Genomic DNA, 13,261 nt, shown 5'->3' on the forward strand with positions numbered 1-13,261 from the left:
CAGACGCAAAACCGGCTGAGAGCATCGCTGTCAGCCGGTTTCTTATCACTGACGATAGGCCTGTTTAATTTGTTTAACAGTGCTGGTAAATACCGCGGCCTGTGTTTCGTCCTCAATCAGCGCGATCTGTTTTTCCATTTTAAGAATCACGCGTCCTGCATCGGCTTGTCCCATAGCCTGCAGCATCAGCGTTAACATGGCCTTCAGGCAGGTGACTTCATTAGCCAGTTCTTGATTATTCTCAGCAGTGGAAAAATCAGGCGTACTCATTTATTTTCCTCGTTATGTTTCAATGAAAAAGTGCGATGGCAAACGTCAAGGCGGCGGAGTATACCATAAGCTCGGCTAAAAATATCTGAGGTTGTTTTTTGCACAAACAAAACCCAATGAGATTAAAATAAACAAGATGTTGCAGTGCATATATTTTCTCCATTCATTGTTTATTCCGAGTATTTTACTCGTTAATTATTGTTACAAGCTTACCTTCCTATTTAGCATTCAGCGTAAGAATATGAATTTTTTGTCACTATTCTGAAACAGCTATGCAGATATAAGCGCGGGCAAACAGCCTTCAACCGTGAAAGTTTCCACGGTTCGTACAATCTAATTTCCAAAAACGAGAGCAAAATCGAAAGTCGGGTGTTTTTTAGATTTCAAAGTTCAGATAAAACCCGTTAACATAGGACCGATTAACTATCGGTAGCGTTATCCCTATTCTGGAGATATTCCTTTGATCAACGTTTTTCTTGTTGATGACCACGAACTGGTGCGCGCAGGGATACGACGCATTCTGGAAGATATAAAAGGCATTAAAGTTGTCGGCGAGGCGTGCTGCGGCGAAGATGCGGTCAAATGGTGCCGCACTAACGCCGTCGACGTTGTGCTGATGGACATGAATATGCCCGGTATTGGCGGTCTGGAGGCAACCCGCAAAATTGCGCGTTCCTCGGCTGACATTAAAGTGATCATGTTGACTGTTCATACCGAAAACCCATTGCCGGCAAAAGTTATGCAGGCGGGAGCCGCGGGCTATCTCAGCAAGGGGGCCGCCCCTCAGGAAGTCGTGAGCGCGATTCGTTCGGTTTTTTCCGGGCAGCGCTACATTGCTTCCGATATTGCGCAACAAATGGCGCTTAGCCAGATTGAGCCAGAGAAAACGGAAACCCCGTTTGCCAGTTTGTCTGAACGCGAGTTGCAGATTATGCTGATGATCACCAAAGGCCAGAAGGTCAATGAGATCTCAGAACAACTGAATCTTAGTCCCAAAACAGTGAACAGCTACCGCTATCGAATGTTCAGTAAATTAAACATTCATGGCGATGTGGAGCTGACTCACCTGGCAATTCGCCATGGCCTGTGTAATGCGGAGACATTAACAAGCCTGTGACCGAACAGTTCGATGCTAAAGCGTTTCTGAAAACCGTGACCAGCCAGCCTGGCGTCTATCGTATGTACGATACCGCCGGGACGGTTATCTATGTCGGTAAAGCGAAAGACCTGAAAAAACGGCTCTCCAGCTATTTCCGCAGCAATCTCGCGTCGCGTAAAACCGAAGCGCTGGTGGCACAAATTCAGCAGATTGATGTCACGGTGACGCACACCGAAACTGAAGCATTATTGCTTGAGCACAATTACATCAAGCTGTACCAGCCGCGCTATAACGTATTGCTGCGCGATGATAAATCCTATCCCTTTATTTTCCTCAGTGACGATACCCATCCGCGTCTGGCGACGCATCGCGGCGCGAAGCATGCTAAAGGTGAATACTTTGGACCGTTTCCTAACGGTTATGCCGTCCGCGAGACGCTGGCGCTATTGCAGAAAATTTTCCCAATACGTCAGTGCGAAAATAGCGTTTATCGCAACCGTTCACGCCCGTGTTTGCAATATCAGATTGGCCGCTGCCTTGGGCCATGCGTCGCCGGTCTGGTGAGTGAAGAAGAGTACGCACAGCAGGTCGACTATGTACGGCTGTTTTTATCCGGCAAAGACGATCAGGTGTTAACGCAACTGATAACCCGGATGGAGAAGGCCAGCCAGAACCTTGAGTTTGAAGAGGCCGCACGCATCCGCGACCAAATTCAGGCGGTTCGCCGTGTCACTGAAAAACAGTTTGTTTCCAATACTGGCGACGATCTGGATGTTATCGGCGTGGCATTTGATGCCGGAATGGCCTGTGTACACGTCTTGTTCATTCGTCAGGGTAAAGTGTTAGGCAGTCGCAGCTATTTTCCTAAAGTACCAGGGGGAACGGAGCTGGGCGAGGTAGTTGAAACCTTCGTTGGGCAGTTCTATTTACAGGGTAGCCAGGTGCGTACCTTGCCCGGGGAGATCCTGCTTGATTTTAATCTTAGCGATAAGACGCTGTTGGCTGACTCTTTGTCTGAACTGGCCGGGCGGAAGATTAACGTCCAGACGAAACCGCGAGGCGATCGCGCCCGATACTTGAAGCTGGCGCGTACCAATGCGGCTACGGCGTTAACCACCAAACTTTCCCAGCAGTCCACTATTACCCAACGTCTGACGGCGCTGGCATCCGTGCTGAAACTGCCTGCGGTGAAACGCATGGAATGTTTTGACATTAGCCACACGATGGGCGAGCAGACCGTTGCCTCCTGCGTGGTTTTTGACGCTAACGGGCCGCTGCGCGCAGAGTATCGTCGCTATAACATTACGGGTATTACGCCGGGTGATGATTACGCGGCGATGAACCAGGTACTGCGTCGGCGTTACGGTAAGGCAATAGAAGAAAGTAAGATCCCGGATGTTATTTTGATCGACGGCGGTAAAGGCCAGCTAGGGCAGGCGAAAGCTGTTTTTGCTGAACTGGACGTGCCCTGGGATAAACAGCATCCTCTGTTACTGGGTGTGGCAAAAGGGGCAGATCGCAAAGCTGGCCTGGAAACCCTGTTCTTCGAACCGGAAGGTGAGGGGTTTAGCCTGCCGCCGGACTCCCCTGCGTTGCACGTTATTCAGCATATCCGCGATGAGTCTCACGATCACGCCATCAGCGGACACCGTAAAAAACGGGCGAAGGTAAAAAGCACCAGCACGCTGGAAACCATCGAAGGCGTTGGCCCTAAGCGCCGACAAATGTTGTTGAAATATATGGGGGGTTTGCAAGGGCTTCGTAACGCCAGTGTCGAAGAAATTGCAAAAGTGCCGGGTATTTCGCAAGCTCTGGCAGAAAAGATCTTCTACTCGTTGAAACATTAAGCCCTCTGTAGCAACATAGGGGTAATTTCACTGACAACAGATAGTTATCCGTCATATGCAATTTAATATCCCTACATTGCTCACGCTGTTTCGCGTCATTCTGATCCCATTCTTTGTATTGGCGTTTTATCTGCCATTCACCTGGGCTCCCTTCGTTTGTGCGCTGATTTTCTGTATCGCAGCCGTTACCGACTGGTTTGACGGTTTTCTGGCGCGCCGCTGGAACCAAAGCACACGTTTCGGGGCGTTCCTCGATCCGGTGGCAGATAAAGTCCTGGTGGCTATTGCGATGGTGCTGGTGACGGAGCACTACCACAGCTGGTGGGTGACATTGCCTGCCGCCACGATGATCGCGCGAGAAATTATCATTTCAGCGCTGCGTGAATGGATGGCAGAACTTGGCAAGCGTAGCAGCGTGGCGGTGTCGTGGATCGGTAAAGTCAAAACGACATCGCAAATGGCGGCGCTGGCATGGCTGCTGTGGCGCCCAAATATCTGGGTAGAGTATGCCGGGATTGCACTTTTCTTTGTCGCCGCGATTCTGACTTTATGGTCAATGTTCCAGTATTTGAGCGCTGCACGGGGAGATTTGCTTGATCAGTGATCGTTTCGCCGCAAATTTCAGCAAACGATCGTCAGTGGTGAAAAATATCGTTGACTCATTGCGTCAGGTAAGTAGAATGCAACGCATCGAACGGCGGCACTGATTGCCAGACGATAACAAAATCAAGTGATTAACAAAGTTACTTGGTGATGCGGGAATAGCTCAGTTGGTAGAGCACGACCTTGCCAAGGTCGGGGTCGCGAGTTCGAGTCTCGTTTCCCGCTCCAAATTTAAAACATCGGCATTTGCGGATGTTTGGCTGTAAAGCCAGAAGATTTCGGCGCGTTAGCAAAGCGGTTATGTAGCGGATTGCAAATCCGTCTAGTCCGGTTCGACTCCGGAACGCGCCTCCAATTTCTTCCCGAGCCCGGATGGTGGAATCGGTAGACACAAGGGATTTAAAATCCCTCGGCGTTCGCGCTGTGTGGGTTCAAGTCCCACTCCGGGTACCATGGGAAAGAACAGAATAATCAAAGCAATAAGCAGTGTCGTGAAACCACCTACGGGTGGTTTTTTTGTGCCTGAAACTTACTGACAGCTAATAGCGTGCGTCACAATACCCACCAATAAAGCAAAACCGCCAAAACGGCCCAGTCACCAACATGATTTAGCCCATTCGCTTATCGGCGAATAGGCGTGCTCAGCATAAACCCTCCCCGGGCCGGGTTGTTCATGAACCCATCACGGGCGGGGTTCTGGTTCTGAAAACCGCTCATTATGAGGGGATCGTTAATGCCATCCTCAATCGCAAAGGGTCTGTGGATCCGGCTACGGGCTCTGAGCGTAAACGCAAAATCATCCGCGCCGCCAATCACGATAACGCCATTGCCGGCAGCTAACGCAGCACTCAATTCTTGCTCTCGTTGAGCCTGACGTTGCAATGTGCCGGCTGCAGCAGATGAAGACGTCAACAGCAGTAGTGCAAGGACGGCGCATGAAAATACCCGTGGCAGTTTCATGATAAATGCCCATAAATAATGTGGCTATTAAAGTATAGCGTTTAATGGCGCTCTAATCCGGGCGGTAAAACCATTTTCTGGCGGCTGAGGCGGTGATTCTGGAGGGCCTGGCTGTGTATTAAGCACTATAATAAAAACAGCTCACAGGTGATTATGCCTGTTCGTAGCACAGGCAGGTGCCGCAGATTTTTCACCCCATAGGGGAGAGAAGGCGATGACTGACTATCAGTTTTCCACAGTCTGGCGGGTTGAGGCTTCACTGCAGGATGTCTGGGATGTTTTCTCCCACCCGGATCAGTGGCCAGAATGGTGGAGAAGCCTTGAGCGTGTTGTTGAGATCAAGAAAGGCGATATACAGGGGGTCGGAGCGTTGCATCGTTACACCTGGAAGGGTGTACTTCCGTATCGTTTAACCTTTGATATCAATGTATTAAATATTATGCAGTACTCTCTTCTTGAAGGTGCTGCCAGCGGCGAGGTTGAAGGGCGCGGGGTATGGTCTTTTATTGATACCGGTAAGGAGACGATTGTCAGGTACGACTGGAATGTACGAACCACGATTCGCTGGATGAATATACTTGCCCCACTGGCGGCGCCGGTATTTCGCTGGAACCACGATACGGTAATGCGCGAGGGAGCGAAGGGATTAGCCCGTAAACTTGGCACCCATGTGTATATATTTTGATTCAGAACCTATCCCATCAGGGCTATTTTGCTTGCCATTTCGCCGCTGGGCAGTGCTCAAACTGTTTGCGCCAATGACGTCTGCCAGGATAGGTTTTAGTTCTCTGTTCTCAGGGGCTGTTTTATCCCTGAAAGTTAAAAATCCCGCCGTTGCTAACTAACAATGCGGCAATTTCATTTAACGTCTTGTCGAATTCCGCTGCATTTTGCAGTCCTGCGTTATGCAGCCGTTCTAAATTCTCTCGCGATGCGTTATCCAGCGTTGGATCGGCACCATATAATTCGGGTTGAAGCCTGTAATAATTCGCGTTTTTTACCGTTGAGGCGATTTGTTGTAAATAGTAGGCAGTCATCTGCGGACCGCCTTCGAGCGCGATATCGATAGCGGGTTTCGCCCAGCCAAAAGGTCCCCAGTCTTTAACCTCTGAATATGAATAACCCTGCAGCTTTTTACCGGTACCCAGAGAGACAATGATCATGTCTTTGATGCCAGCGACGTTTGAAAACTTAATCGCCTCGGAATAGGCACACAGTGCTGGATCGTTCGCCACGACACCACCATCGACCAGGACATACTTTTGCGGCAATGGGGGAAGTGAGTAAATACGCGCTGCTTCGAAGTACGTTGGTGCCGCGGAGGTACCACGTAAAACATCTCTGACCAGAAAATCCCGTTTTTTGGCTACGGCAGAGTGTTGTTTGAAGATCACAGGAAGACGACTGCTGACATCATAAGCAACAAAGCAGGTTGGTTTTAATAATTCACTCAGTTTTGTATCACCGAAGGCTGTTTTTAATACTCGCTCCAGTTCCGTTGCCGAGTATTTTTCATCACTGACACCGCCTAATGAAGTGATGTTTTTCCAAATGCCGACGTCAAAAATCTCATCGCCGTCCTGAAGATAGAAGTTGACGGCTTCCTGTGCGGAAAATTTGGGGTTTCCTGTCGCGTCGGGACACACATAGGCAGAACAGAGGATGGCACCAGTACTGGTGCCTGCAACTAAATCGAAATAATCAGCGATTCTTGCTGTTGGCTTTTTTGCTCTTTCTTGTAACTTTTTCTCCAGTGCGACTAATAGCATACCTGGCAGGATGCCTCTGATGCCACCGCCATCAATAGACAGTATTCTCATCGCCATTTTGACTTCCCCTCAGTGTATGAAACATGAAAGCGGAGGACTACATGTGGAAGTGCCTGCGTTTAAATATAGACAGGTTTTCGGCGGTCTTTCCTTAATGAGAATGAGGGATCTTCATGCCGCCATTACTGTACTTTCTCGCCGGTAAGTGGCTTAATGGCGACCACGTAGTTTCTTATTTCATTCACAGTTAACAGGTCTGTTATTGATGAATAACCTCCATCGACTCGCCTTTTTATGGAAGCGTCTGTCTGCTGTGATGATCGCCTACGGTTTGTTATTCAGCCGCCGCTCAACTCTCATAACATGGACAGACAGCAATGCAACGTCGACAATTTCTCAAAAATAGCGTTCTCCTTTCCGCCGCCGGTATAGTCGGCCCTTCGATTGTTAGCCGCACGGTCCAGGCTGCTGAGCCTGCAATCGTGCCGGTGGCACGTCGGCGCTTTGTGCTATCGCAAACGTATAAGCTCAACCCACCAAAGGGGTCGAATGGTGTCGTGAAGTTGTGGATCCCTTTGCCGGTCGATACCGCATTCCAGCAAATGACGAATCTTGCTTTTAGCGGCAATTATAAACAGGCGTACGTCACAACCAACAATGCTTATGGCGCGAAAACGTTGTTTGCCAGTTGGCCTGACTCGCAGGGAGAACTGCTGATCAAGGTTGATCTCGACATTGAGACAGCCGATTGGGAACCACTGCAACATGACGCGCTAAAAAACTGGCAAGCACCGGAACAGATTACGTATCCGCTGGATGTAAAACCGTATCTGCTGCCAACAACGCACACACCGATTGATGGGCAGGTCCTGGAAACGGCGCGTAAAATTACCGGTAATGAACAAGATCCGCTGAAAAAAGCTCGCCTGATATACGAGTGGGTGAGCAGTCATATGGAGCGTGATAATGACGTTATCGGCTGCGGAACTGGGGATGTCGCGGAGATTTTGAAAAGCGGAAAGCTCAAGGGCAAATGCACCGACATGAGCTCAGTTTTTGTCGCCCTGGCCCGAGCCAGCGGCATTCCTGCACGTGAATTGTTCGGGATTCGTCTGGGGAAAGCAAGCAAGCTGGAGCGCTACTCAAAAAGCGCATTTGGCAAAGCCGACAGTGCAGGTGTTGCTGATGTTAGCGGGGGACAGCACTGCCGTGCGGAGTTCTACCTGGCGGGTTACGGTTGGTTACCATGCGATCCGGCCGATGTGACCAAAATGCGTCTGGCGGAGAAAAAAACGCATCAGGATGCGGACGTCCAGGCAGTGAATACCTATCTGTTTGGCAACTGGGAAATGAACTGGGTTGGCTTCAACTATGGTCGTGACTTTGAACTGTACCCGGCTACTGAGCAGGGAGCGATGAACAACTTTGGTTATCCTTATGCTGAAGTAGACGGTGACCCCATCAATTTCTATGACCCGAAAGCGTTCTCTTACCACTATGTCGCAACAGAACAACGCTAAAGGGGCGGGATTGACCCTGCTGACGGCCGCCGCGGCTGCCGTCACGGCTGGCTTATGTTGCGTCGGACCGCTGCTGTATCTGCTGTTTGGTATTTCGGCGGCGAGCTTTGCCGTGTTCACTCAGTTTGAGTTTCTGCGCGTTCCTCTGATGTTGCTGTCCTTAGGGCTATTATTACGCGTTTTCTGGCGACTCTACTTTTCTAAAAAGCTATGGTGTTCCGGATGGCTGTCCCTGAAGCAAGCGCGCGTTCTTTACTGGTGTGCGTTGGCGCTGATTCTGCCCGTGTTGTTTTACCCCACGATCGTGGCCTGGTTTTATGAGGTGTTTGAGTGAAGATTATTACGTTAATCGCATGTTTGCTGTTGCCATTGTGGACTCAGGCTGCCAATCAGAAAGTGGTGCTGGATATCCAAAATATGACCTGCTCGTTATGTGTCATTTCGGTCAATCAGGCGTTACGTGAAACTGATGGGGTGATTAAAGCCAAATCTTCGCTCAAGACCCGGCAGGCAGAGGCTATCGTCCCGGAGGGATTTTCTACCGATACGCTACTTAACGCGGTGGCGAAAACGGGATATACCGCAACGTTGAACCGTATTGAGCCACAATAAACCACCTTCGGGTGGTTTTGTTCTGTTTTCCGCGTATGATGCCCGGCGGCTGATGCTCCCTTTTGTGCGTTAACTACCGGAATTCCCCTCGTTTCCTGTTAACCTGAATTGGCGGTACCTGTAAGCCGCTCATGCCCATTTGGATCTGCTATCCCACCAGCCATGTAAGATAATCACAGGCAAGAATTTTTACTAAGGAAAAGCGTTATGAAAACGGGACCACTAAACGAGAGCGAGCTGGAATGGCTGGATGATGTGCTGACTAAGTACAATACGGACAAGTCTATTCTGGATGTGTCAGAGCTGGATGGCTTACTGACGGCGGTGCTCAGTTCACCGTATGAGATCGAGCCGGAGCAGTGGCTGGTCGCTATCTGGGGCGGTGCACAGTATGTTCCGCGCTGGTCCTCCGAAAAAGAAATGGCGCGTTTTATGAATCTGGCGTTCCAGCATATGGCGGATACGGCCGATCGTCTGGATGAGTTCCCGGAGCAGTTTGAACCGCTGTTCGGCCTGCGGGAAATTGAAGAGCATGAGCTAACTATTGTAGAAGAGTGGTGCTTTGGCTATATGCGAGGCGTCGCGTTGTCGGATTGGTCAACGCTACCTGATTCACTGAAACCCGCTCTCGATGCTATTGCGCTACACGGGACAGAAGAAAACTTCGAGGTGGTAGAGAAACTGACGCCAGAGGCATTTGAAGCGAGCGTCGATGCCATCCGCCTGGCTGCGCTGGACCTGCATGCTTACTGGATGGCGCATCCTCAGGAAACACCAGTCAAAGTACCGGTGAAAGTGGATGCCAAAGTAGGGCGCAATGACCCTTGTCCCTGTGGCAGCGGCAAGAAATATAAGCAGTGCTGTTTGCATTAACAGAAAGGGGCGAAAGCCCCTTTGTTTTAACCCACTTCTGGTAGTAATCCTGCTGCAATAGAAAACTGCACTGCTATCACCACGATACCGCAAATGAAGACCAGCGCCAGCGCTGGCGTGCCACCCACTACGCGGTAGTTTGCCTGTGGATTGTGTTTTCTGCTCCGCCAGGCCAGCATGGAGGGGATCAACAGAGCCAAAACGGCCAGAGCAACGCCTGCATATCCCAGCGCCATGACAAAACCTCGCGGATAGAAAAGAGCAAATGCCAGCGGTGGCAGGAACGTCACGACGCCAGTTTGCATTCTGCCGGCCACACTATTACGGCGTTGAAAGAGATCTGCCAGGTAATCAAATAACCCCAGTGCGACACCGAGGAAAGAGGTTGCCAGTGCGAGGTCGGCAAACAGATGCACAGCCAGTTCGACGTGCGGCGAAGCCACGACTTCACGTAATGCCTGTAACAAACCGTTTAAGCCAGCGTGATTGGCTAAAAGTCCCATAAATGTTGACGAGTTAATGCTACCGAGCGTGGCCAGTTGCCAGAAAATATAGGCTACTAACGGGATGGCGCTACCGCTGATAAACACCCAGCGCAGTTTACGGATGTTGCCGTTCATATAGCTGACGATGCTGGGCACGCTACCGTGAAAACCAAATGAGGTAAAAATAACCGGGATCGCGGAAAGCGCCAGGCCTTGTTGAAGCGGCAGGGTAAGCAAGTTCACCTTATGAATATGCGGCATCAACAGCGCGAGCATTACCACCAGGAAGATGATTTTGGCACTGAACAACAGACGATTGAATAAATCAACCAGTGAAGTCCCGACGCATACCACGCCACCGGCAACAAAGGTGAACAGCAATACGCCTGTGGTGGGCGAGATGCTGGTTCCGGTCCAGTCGCTGATGCTGGAGGCCAGCAGCTCGCCTGCACCACTGATGTAGGCGGCGGTCAGGGCATACATCAAGAACATCATGCTAAAGCCCGTTACCCACTGCCCGTATCGACCCAGATAGCGTTTTGCCAGTGTGCCAAGCCCGGTGTCTGCCGGTACATGCTGGTACACTTCAAGTAGCAACAGCGCGGTGTAGCACATCAGGGCCCATAACCCAACCAACAACACCAGCGTGACGCTAAACCCCACGCCTGCCGCCGCCAGCGGCATTGCCAACATACCGGCACCAATCGTGGTTCCCGCCACGATAAAAATACTACCCAGGGTTCTGTTTTTCACGCTTTCCTCTGTCCCAGAGATAATCAACGGTTATATCTGCGGCGCAGGTTAAGGCATAACGCTATTTTCGTCAAATCACCGTTACAAATGCTGTATATTAATGTTTACAGATGTTTGGGGATTAAGATGTATTAAAAATAATATTTATCTGCTCTCTGCCCGCATAAACCTGCGTTAGCGCAAAGCAGCGTTGTACGGTTCACATTAGGCTACGGGCTTTATTGAGGAGGTAGTATGGAATCTATTCACGGTCACGAGGTGCTCAACATGATGATTGAATCTGGTGAGCAGTATTCACATGCCAGCCTTGAGGCGGCAATTACCGCGCGTTTTGGTGAGCAGGCACGTTTTCACACCTGTTCAGCAGAAGGCATGACGGCGGGTGAGCTGGTCGCGTTTTTAGCGGCGAAGGGGAAGTTTATTGCCAAAGAAGACGGCTTCTCTACGCATGAAAGCAAGATCTGCCGTCACTAAGATTCTCGAATAACGGTGGCAAACAGCCACCGTTACCCAACAACATTAATTCTGTGTATCAAGGGTTGCCAGTTCTTTATCGATGAAATAAAGACCTTCGCCACTTTTACCGGCCAGCGATAACTTATCGATGACAGATTTAAATAACTTCTCTTCTTCGTGCTGCTCAGCAACATACCATTGCAGGAAATTAAAGGTCGGATAATCCTGGTGGGTCATTGCCGCATGCGCCAGTTCATTAATTTTCTGCGTGATCAATTGTTCGTGCTCATAGGTTACACGGAACAGCTCATCCAGGGACGCATATTCTGCAAACGGTGAAGAAACAGTATTAATACGCGGCAGGCTGCCGGTATCCGTCAGGTAATCGAACAGACGCTGCATGTGCGTCATTTCTTCCTGGGCGTGGCGACGCAGAAACGCGGCGGCACCTTCGAAGCTGTGATAGCTGCACCACGCACTCATCTGTTGGTAGAGCAGGGATGAATATAATTCAAGATTCATTTGCTCATTCAGTTTGTCGATCATTTCTGTTTTCAGCATGGTTCTGCTCCACGAACGTTATTATATATTGACGTGGCGCCACTATAATTTGTTATTTAATTATTTGCAAAAGGTAAAATAATAAATTTATTTATTAAAAATGCGAATGGGAATAAAACGCATTAACGCTATTAAATTGATGATATAAATAAAAATAGAATAGATGACCAGCAGATGTGCTGGTCGGAATGATTAATAATGGAAAGTGGAAGTTTGTGGTACGGCAACACCGTGACACTGCCAGGACAGCGTGATTTTGGTATTCAAACACAGAGAACCCGCATAAACGCTGCAGGTCGCAACCGGCTGGCCAAATCCGACTGCACTGGCATAACCCATGCGCTGACATGCTTTTGTCGCCGTTCCCTGAGCAACATAGTCGTCGGTACGTGCTGTTTGTAGCATGGCCTGGTTGTAAGTCAGACGAACCACGCCGGTAATGCTGCTGGCTTCGCTGACCTGAGCCTGTCTGGTGATGGTGCATCCCGTCAGCATGAGCGGTAAGAGGGCAAGAATAAAGGTCTTCATGAAATCGCTCTGAAAAATCGGTGATACGCTATCCTGACATACATCACGGCTAATCAATGGCCTGAATAGCCAGAAGATCACCTGTGATTAATCGCAACGACCCCCTGTTTATGAGTCAATTCTGAAGGCTGGCGTAAAAACCGTGAGCATCTCGATATTTTATGAAACTTAATTTCATAAAATTTGAAAGCTGATTTGCTAAATAGTAATGTGGCTGAAATGTCATGACTTACGGCGGGCCCCCCGCGACGCATTCAGGAGAATACACAATGAAAATTGCATTGATGATGGAAAACAGCCAGGCAAGCAAAAACGCGATCATTCACCATGAGCTTAAGTCTGTCGCGGATGAAAAGGGTTTTCCGGTATTCAACGTCGGGATGAGCGACGAAAATGATCACCATCTGACTTACATCCATTTAGGGATTATGGCCAGCATTCTGCTCAATTCAAAAGCGGTTGATTTCGTTGTCACGGGCTGCGGTACGGGTCAGGGGGCCATGATGTCACTGAATATTCACCCGGGCGTGGTGTGTGGCTACTGCCTTGATCCCGCGGATGCGTTCCTGTTTGCGCAGATCAACAACGGTAATGCGCTCTCGCTGGCCTTTGCGAAAGGGTTTGGCTGGGGGGCTGAACTGAACGTCCGGTATATGTTTGAAAAAGCGTTTACCGGTCGTAATGGTGAAGGTTATCCGCCGGAGCGGAAAGACCCGCAGGTGCGTAATGCAGGGATTTTAAACCAGGTGAAAGCGGCAGTAGTAAAAGAAAATTATCTTGATACCCTGCGCGCTATCGATCCTGAACTGGTGAAAACCGCCGTTTCAGGCCCACGTTTCCAGCAGTGTTTCTTTGAAAACTGTCAGGATAAAGCGATCGAAGCCTTTGTCCGTGAAGTTATTGGCTAAACCCGGTTGGCCCGATG

At 49.8% G+C, this 13,261-nt stretch carries 17 protein-coding genes and 3 tRNA genes; 13 read left to right on the forward strand and 7 right to left on the reverse strand.

Going from position 1 to position 13,261, the window contains the following annotated elements:
- Positions 1-45: 45 nt before the first annotated feature.
- On the reverse strand, positions 46-270 hold the full coding sequence (locus tag G8S19_RS08755) for a DUF2594 family protein (RefSeq protein ID WP_005127733.1): 225 nt from the start codon (positions 268-270) through the stop codon (positions 46-48).
- The gene (locus G8S19_RS08760) at positions 267-380 is read right to left on the reverse strand and encodes a hypothetical protein (protein ID WP_101743137.1); all 114 of its coding nucleotides are present in this window, start codon (positions 378-380) and stop codon (positions 267-269) included. Before G8S19_RS08760 ends, G8S19_RS08755 begins: the two co-directional genes overlap by 4 nt.
- Before the next feature lie 350 nt (positions 381-730).
- On the opposite strand from G8S19_RS08760, the gene uvrY reads away from it, so the two are divergent.
- The 6 genes from uvrY (at position 731) to G8S19_RS08790 (ending at position 4,272) form a co-directional block, all read left to right on the forward strand.
- Positions 731-1,387, forward strand: a complete 657-nt coding sequence (uvrY, locus tag G8S19_RS08765) for a UvrY/SirA/GacA family response regulator transcription factor (RefSeq protein WP_048211324.1) — start codon at positions 731-733, stop codon at positions 1,385-1,387.
- The gene (gene uvrC, locus G8S19_RS08770) at positions 1,384-3,216 is read left to right on the forward strand and encodes an excinuclease ABC subunit UvrC (RefSeq protein WP_253686446.1); all 1,833 of its coding nucleotides are present in this window, start codon (positions 1,384-1,386) and stop codon (positions 3,214-3,216) included. The genes uvrY and uvrC overlap by 4 nt, the downstream gene beginning before the upstream one ends.
- A 55-nt stretch (positions 3,217-3,271) precedes the next feature.
- Entirely contained in the window at positions 3,272-3,820 is a 549-nt protein-coding gene (gene pgsA / locus G8S19_RS08775) for a CDP-diacylglycerol--glycerol-3-phosphate 3-phosphatidyltransferase (RefSeq protein ID WP_003030490.1), read from the forward strand.
- A 151-nt stretch (positions 3,821-3,971) separates the two neighbouring features.
- Positions 3,972-4,047: transfer RNA gene (locus G8S19_RS08780), tRNA-Gly, on the forward strand.
- Between the two features lie 52 nt (positions 4,048-4,099).
- A tRNA-Cys gene (locus G8S19_RS08785) sits at positions 4,100-4,173 on the forward strand.
- Positions 4,174-4,185: 12 nt separating this feature from the next.
- A tRNA-Leu gene (locus G8S19_RS08790) sits at positions 4,186-4,272 on the forward strand.
- A gap of 168 nt (positions 4,273-4,440) precedes the next feature.
- On the opposite strand, the gene G8S19_RS08795 is transcribed toward G8S19_RS08790, so the two are convergent.
- Positions 4,441-4,779 (reverse strand): hypothetical protein, encoded by a 339-nt coding sequence (locus G8S19_RS08795; protein ID WP_253686448.1) that lies wholly within the window; start codon positions 4,777-4,779, stop codon positions 4,441-4,443.
- 214 nt (positions 4,780-4,993) lie between these two features.
- Between G8S19_RS08795 and G8S19_RS08800 the strand changes: the two genes are divergently transcribed.
- Positions 4,994-5,464, forward strand: a complete 471-nt coding sequence (locus G8S19_RS08800; protein WP_101742204.1) for an SRPBCC family protein — start codon at positions 4,994-4,996, stop codon at positions 5,462-5,464.
- Between the two features lie 121 nt (positions 5,465-5,585).
- Here G8S19_RS08800 and G8S19_RS08805 read toward each other — a convergent pair whose 3' ends face one another.
- The gene (locus tag G8S19_RS08805; protein WP_124021006.1) at positions 5,586-6,605 is read right to left on the reverse strand and encodes a patatin-like phospholipase family protein; all 1,020 of its coding nucleotides are present in this window, start codon (positions 6,603-6,605) and stop codon (positions 5,586-5,588) included.
- 320 nt (positions 6,606-6,925) lie between these two features.
- Between G8S19_RS08805 and G8S19_RS08810 the strand changes: the two genes are divergently transcribed.
- The 4 genes from G8S19_RS08810 (at position 6,926) to G8S19_RS08825 (ending at position 9,553) form a co-directional block, all read left to right on the forward strand.
- Positions 6,926-8,068, forward strand: coding sequence for a transglutaminase-like domain-containing protein (locus tag G8S19_RS08810; RefSeq protein ID WP_124021005.1), 1,143 nt, complete (start codon positions 6,926-6,928; stop codon positions 8,066-8,068).
- Complete coding sequence (locus G8S19_RS08815; protein ID WP_048211333.1) at positions 8,046-8,402, forward strand: mercuric transporter MerT family protein; 357 nt, start codon at positions 8,046-8,048, stop codon at positions 8,400-8,402. The genes G8S19_RS08810 and G8S19_RS08815 overlap by 23 nt, the downstream gene beginning before the upstream one ends.
- Entirely contained in the window at positions 8,399-8,680 is a 282-nt protein-coding gene (locus tag G8S19_RS08820) for a heavy-metal-associated domain-containing protein (protein WP_048211334.1), read from the forward strand. The genes G8S19_RS08815 and G8S19_RS08820 overlap by 4 nt, the downstream gene beginning before the upstream one ends.
- A gap of 207 nt (positions 8,681-8,887) precedes the next feature.
- Positions 8,888-9,553 (forward strand): YecA family protein, encoded by a 666-nt coding sequence (locus G8S19_RS08825; RefSeq protein WP_048211335.1) that lies wholly within the window; start codon positions 8,888-8,890, stop codon positions 9,551-9,553.
- Between the two features lie 26 nt (positions 9,554-9,579).
- On the opposite strand, the gene tyrP is transcribed toward G8S19_RS08825, so the two are convergent.
- On the reverse strand, positions 9,580-10,791 hold the full coding sequence (gene tyrP, locus G8S19_RS08830; protein WP_048211336.1) for a tyrosine transporter TyrP: 1,212 nt from the start codon (positions 10,789-10,791) through the stop codon (positions 9,580-9,582).
- A gap of 234 nt (positions 10,792-11,025) precedes the next feature.
- Here tyrP and G8S19_RS08835 point away from each other — a divergent pair, with 234 nt between their 5' ends.
- The gene (locus tag G8S19_RS08835) at positions 11,026-11,265 is read left to right on the forward strand and encodes a YecH family metal-binding protein (protein ID WP_005127720.1); all 240 of its coding nucleotides are present in this window, start codon (positions 11,026-11,028) and stop codon (positions 11,263-11,265) included.
- A gap of 45 nt (positions 11,266-11,310) precedes the next feature.
- Here G8S19_RS08835 and ftnA read toward each other — a convergent pair whose 3' ends face one another.
- Both ftnA and yecR read right to left on the reverse strand, forming a co-directional pair.
- The gene (ftnA, locus tag G8S19_RS08840) at positions 11,311-11,808 is read right to left on the reverse strand and encodes a non-heme ferritin (protein WP_005127719.1); all 498 of its coding nucleotides are present in this window, start codon (positions 11,806-11,808) and stop codon (positions 11,311-11,313) included.
- Positions 11,809-12,000: 192 nt separating this feature from the next.
- Positions 12,001-12,336, reverse strand: a complete 336-nt coding sequence (yecR, locus tag G8S19_RS08845) for a YecR family lipoprotein (RefSeq protein WP_048211338.1) — start codon at positions 12,334-12,336, stop codon at positions 12,001-12,003.
- 269 nt (positions 12,337-12,605) lie between these two features.
- On the opposite strand from yecR, the gene G8S19_RS08850 reads away from it, so the two are divergent.
- A complete protein-coding gene (locus tag G8S19_RS08850) occupies positions 12,606-13,244 on the forward strand; it encodes an RpiB/LacA/LacB family sugar-phosphate isomerase (protein WP_061068094.1) in 639 nt (212 codons plus the stop codon).
- Positions 13,245-13,261: the final 17 nt, after the last annotated feature.

The sequence above is a fragment of the Citrobacter sp. SX206 genome (assembly GCF_024181025.1).
Classification (GTDB): Bacteria; Pseudomonadota; Gammaproteobacteria; order Enterobacterales; family Enterobacteriaceae; genus Citrobacter; species Citrobacter youngae.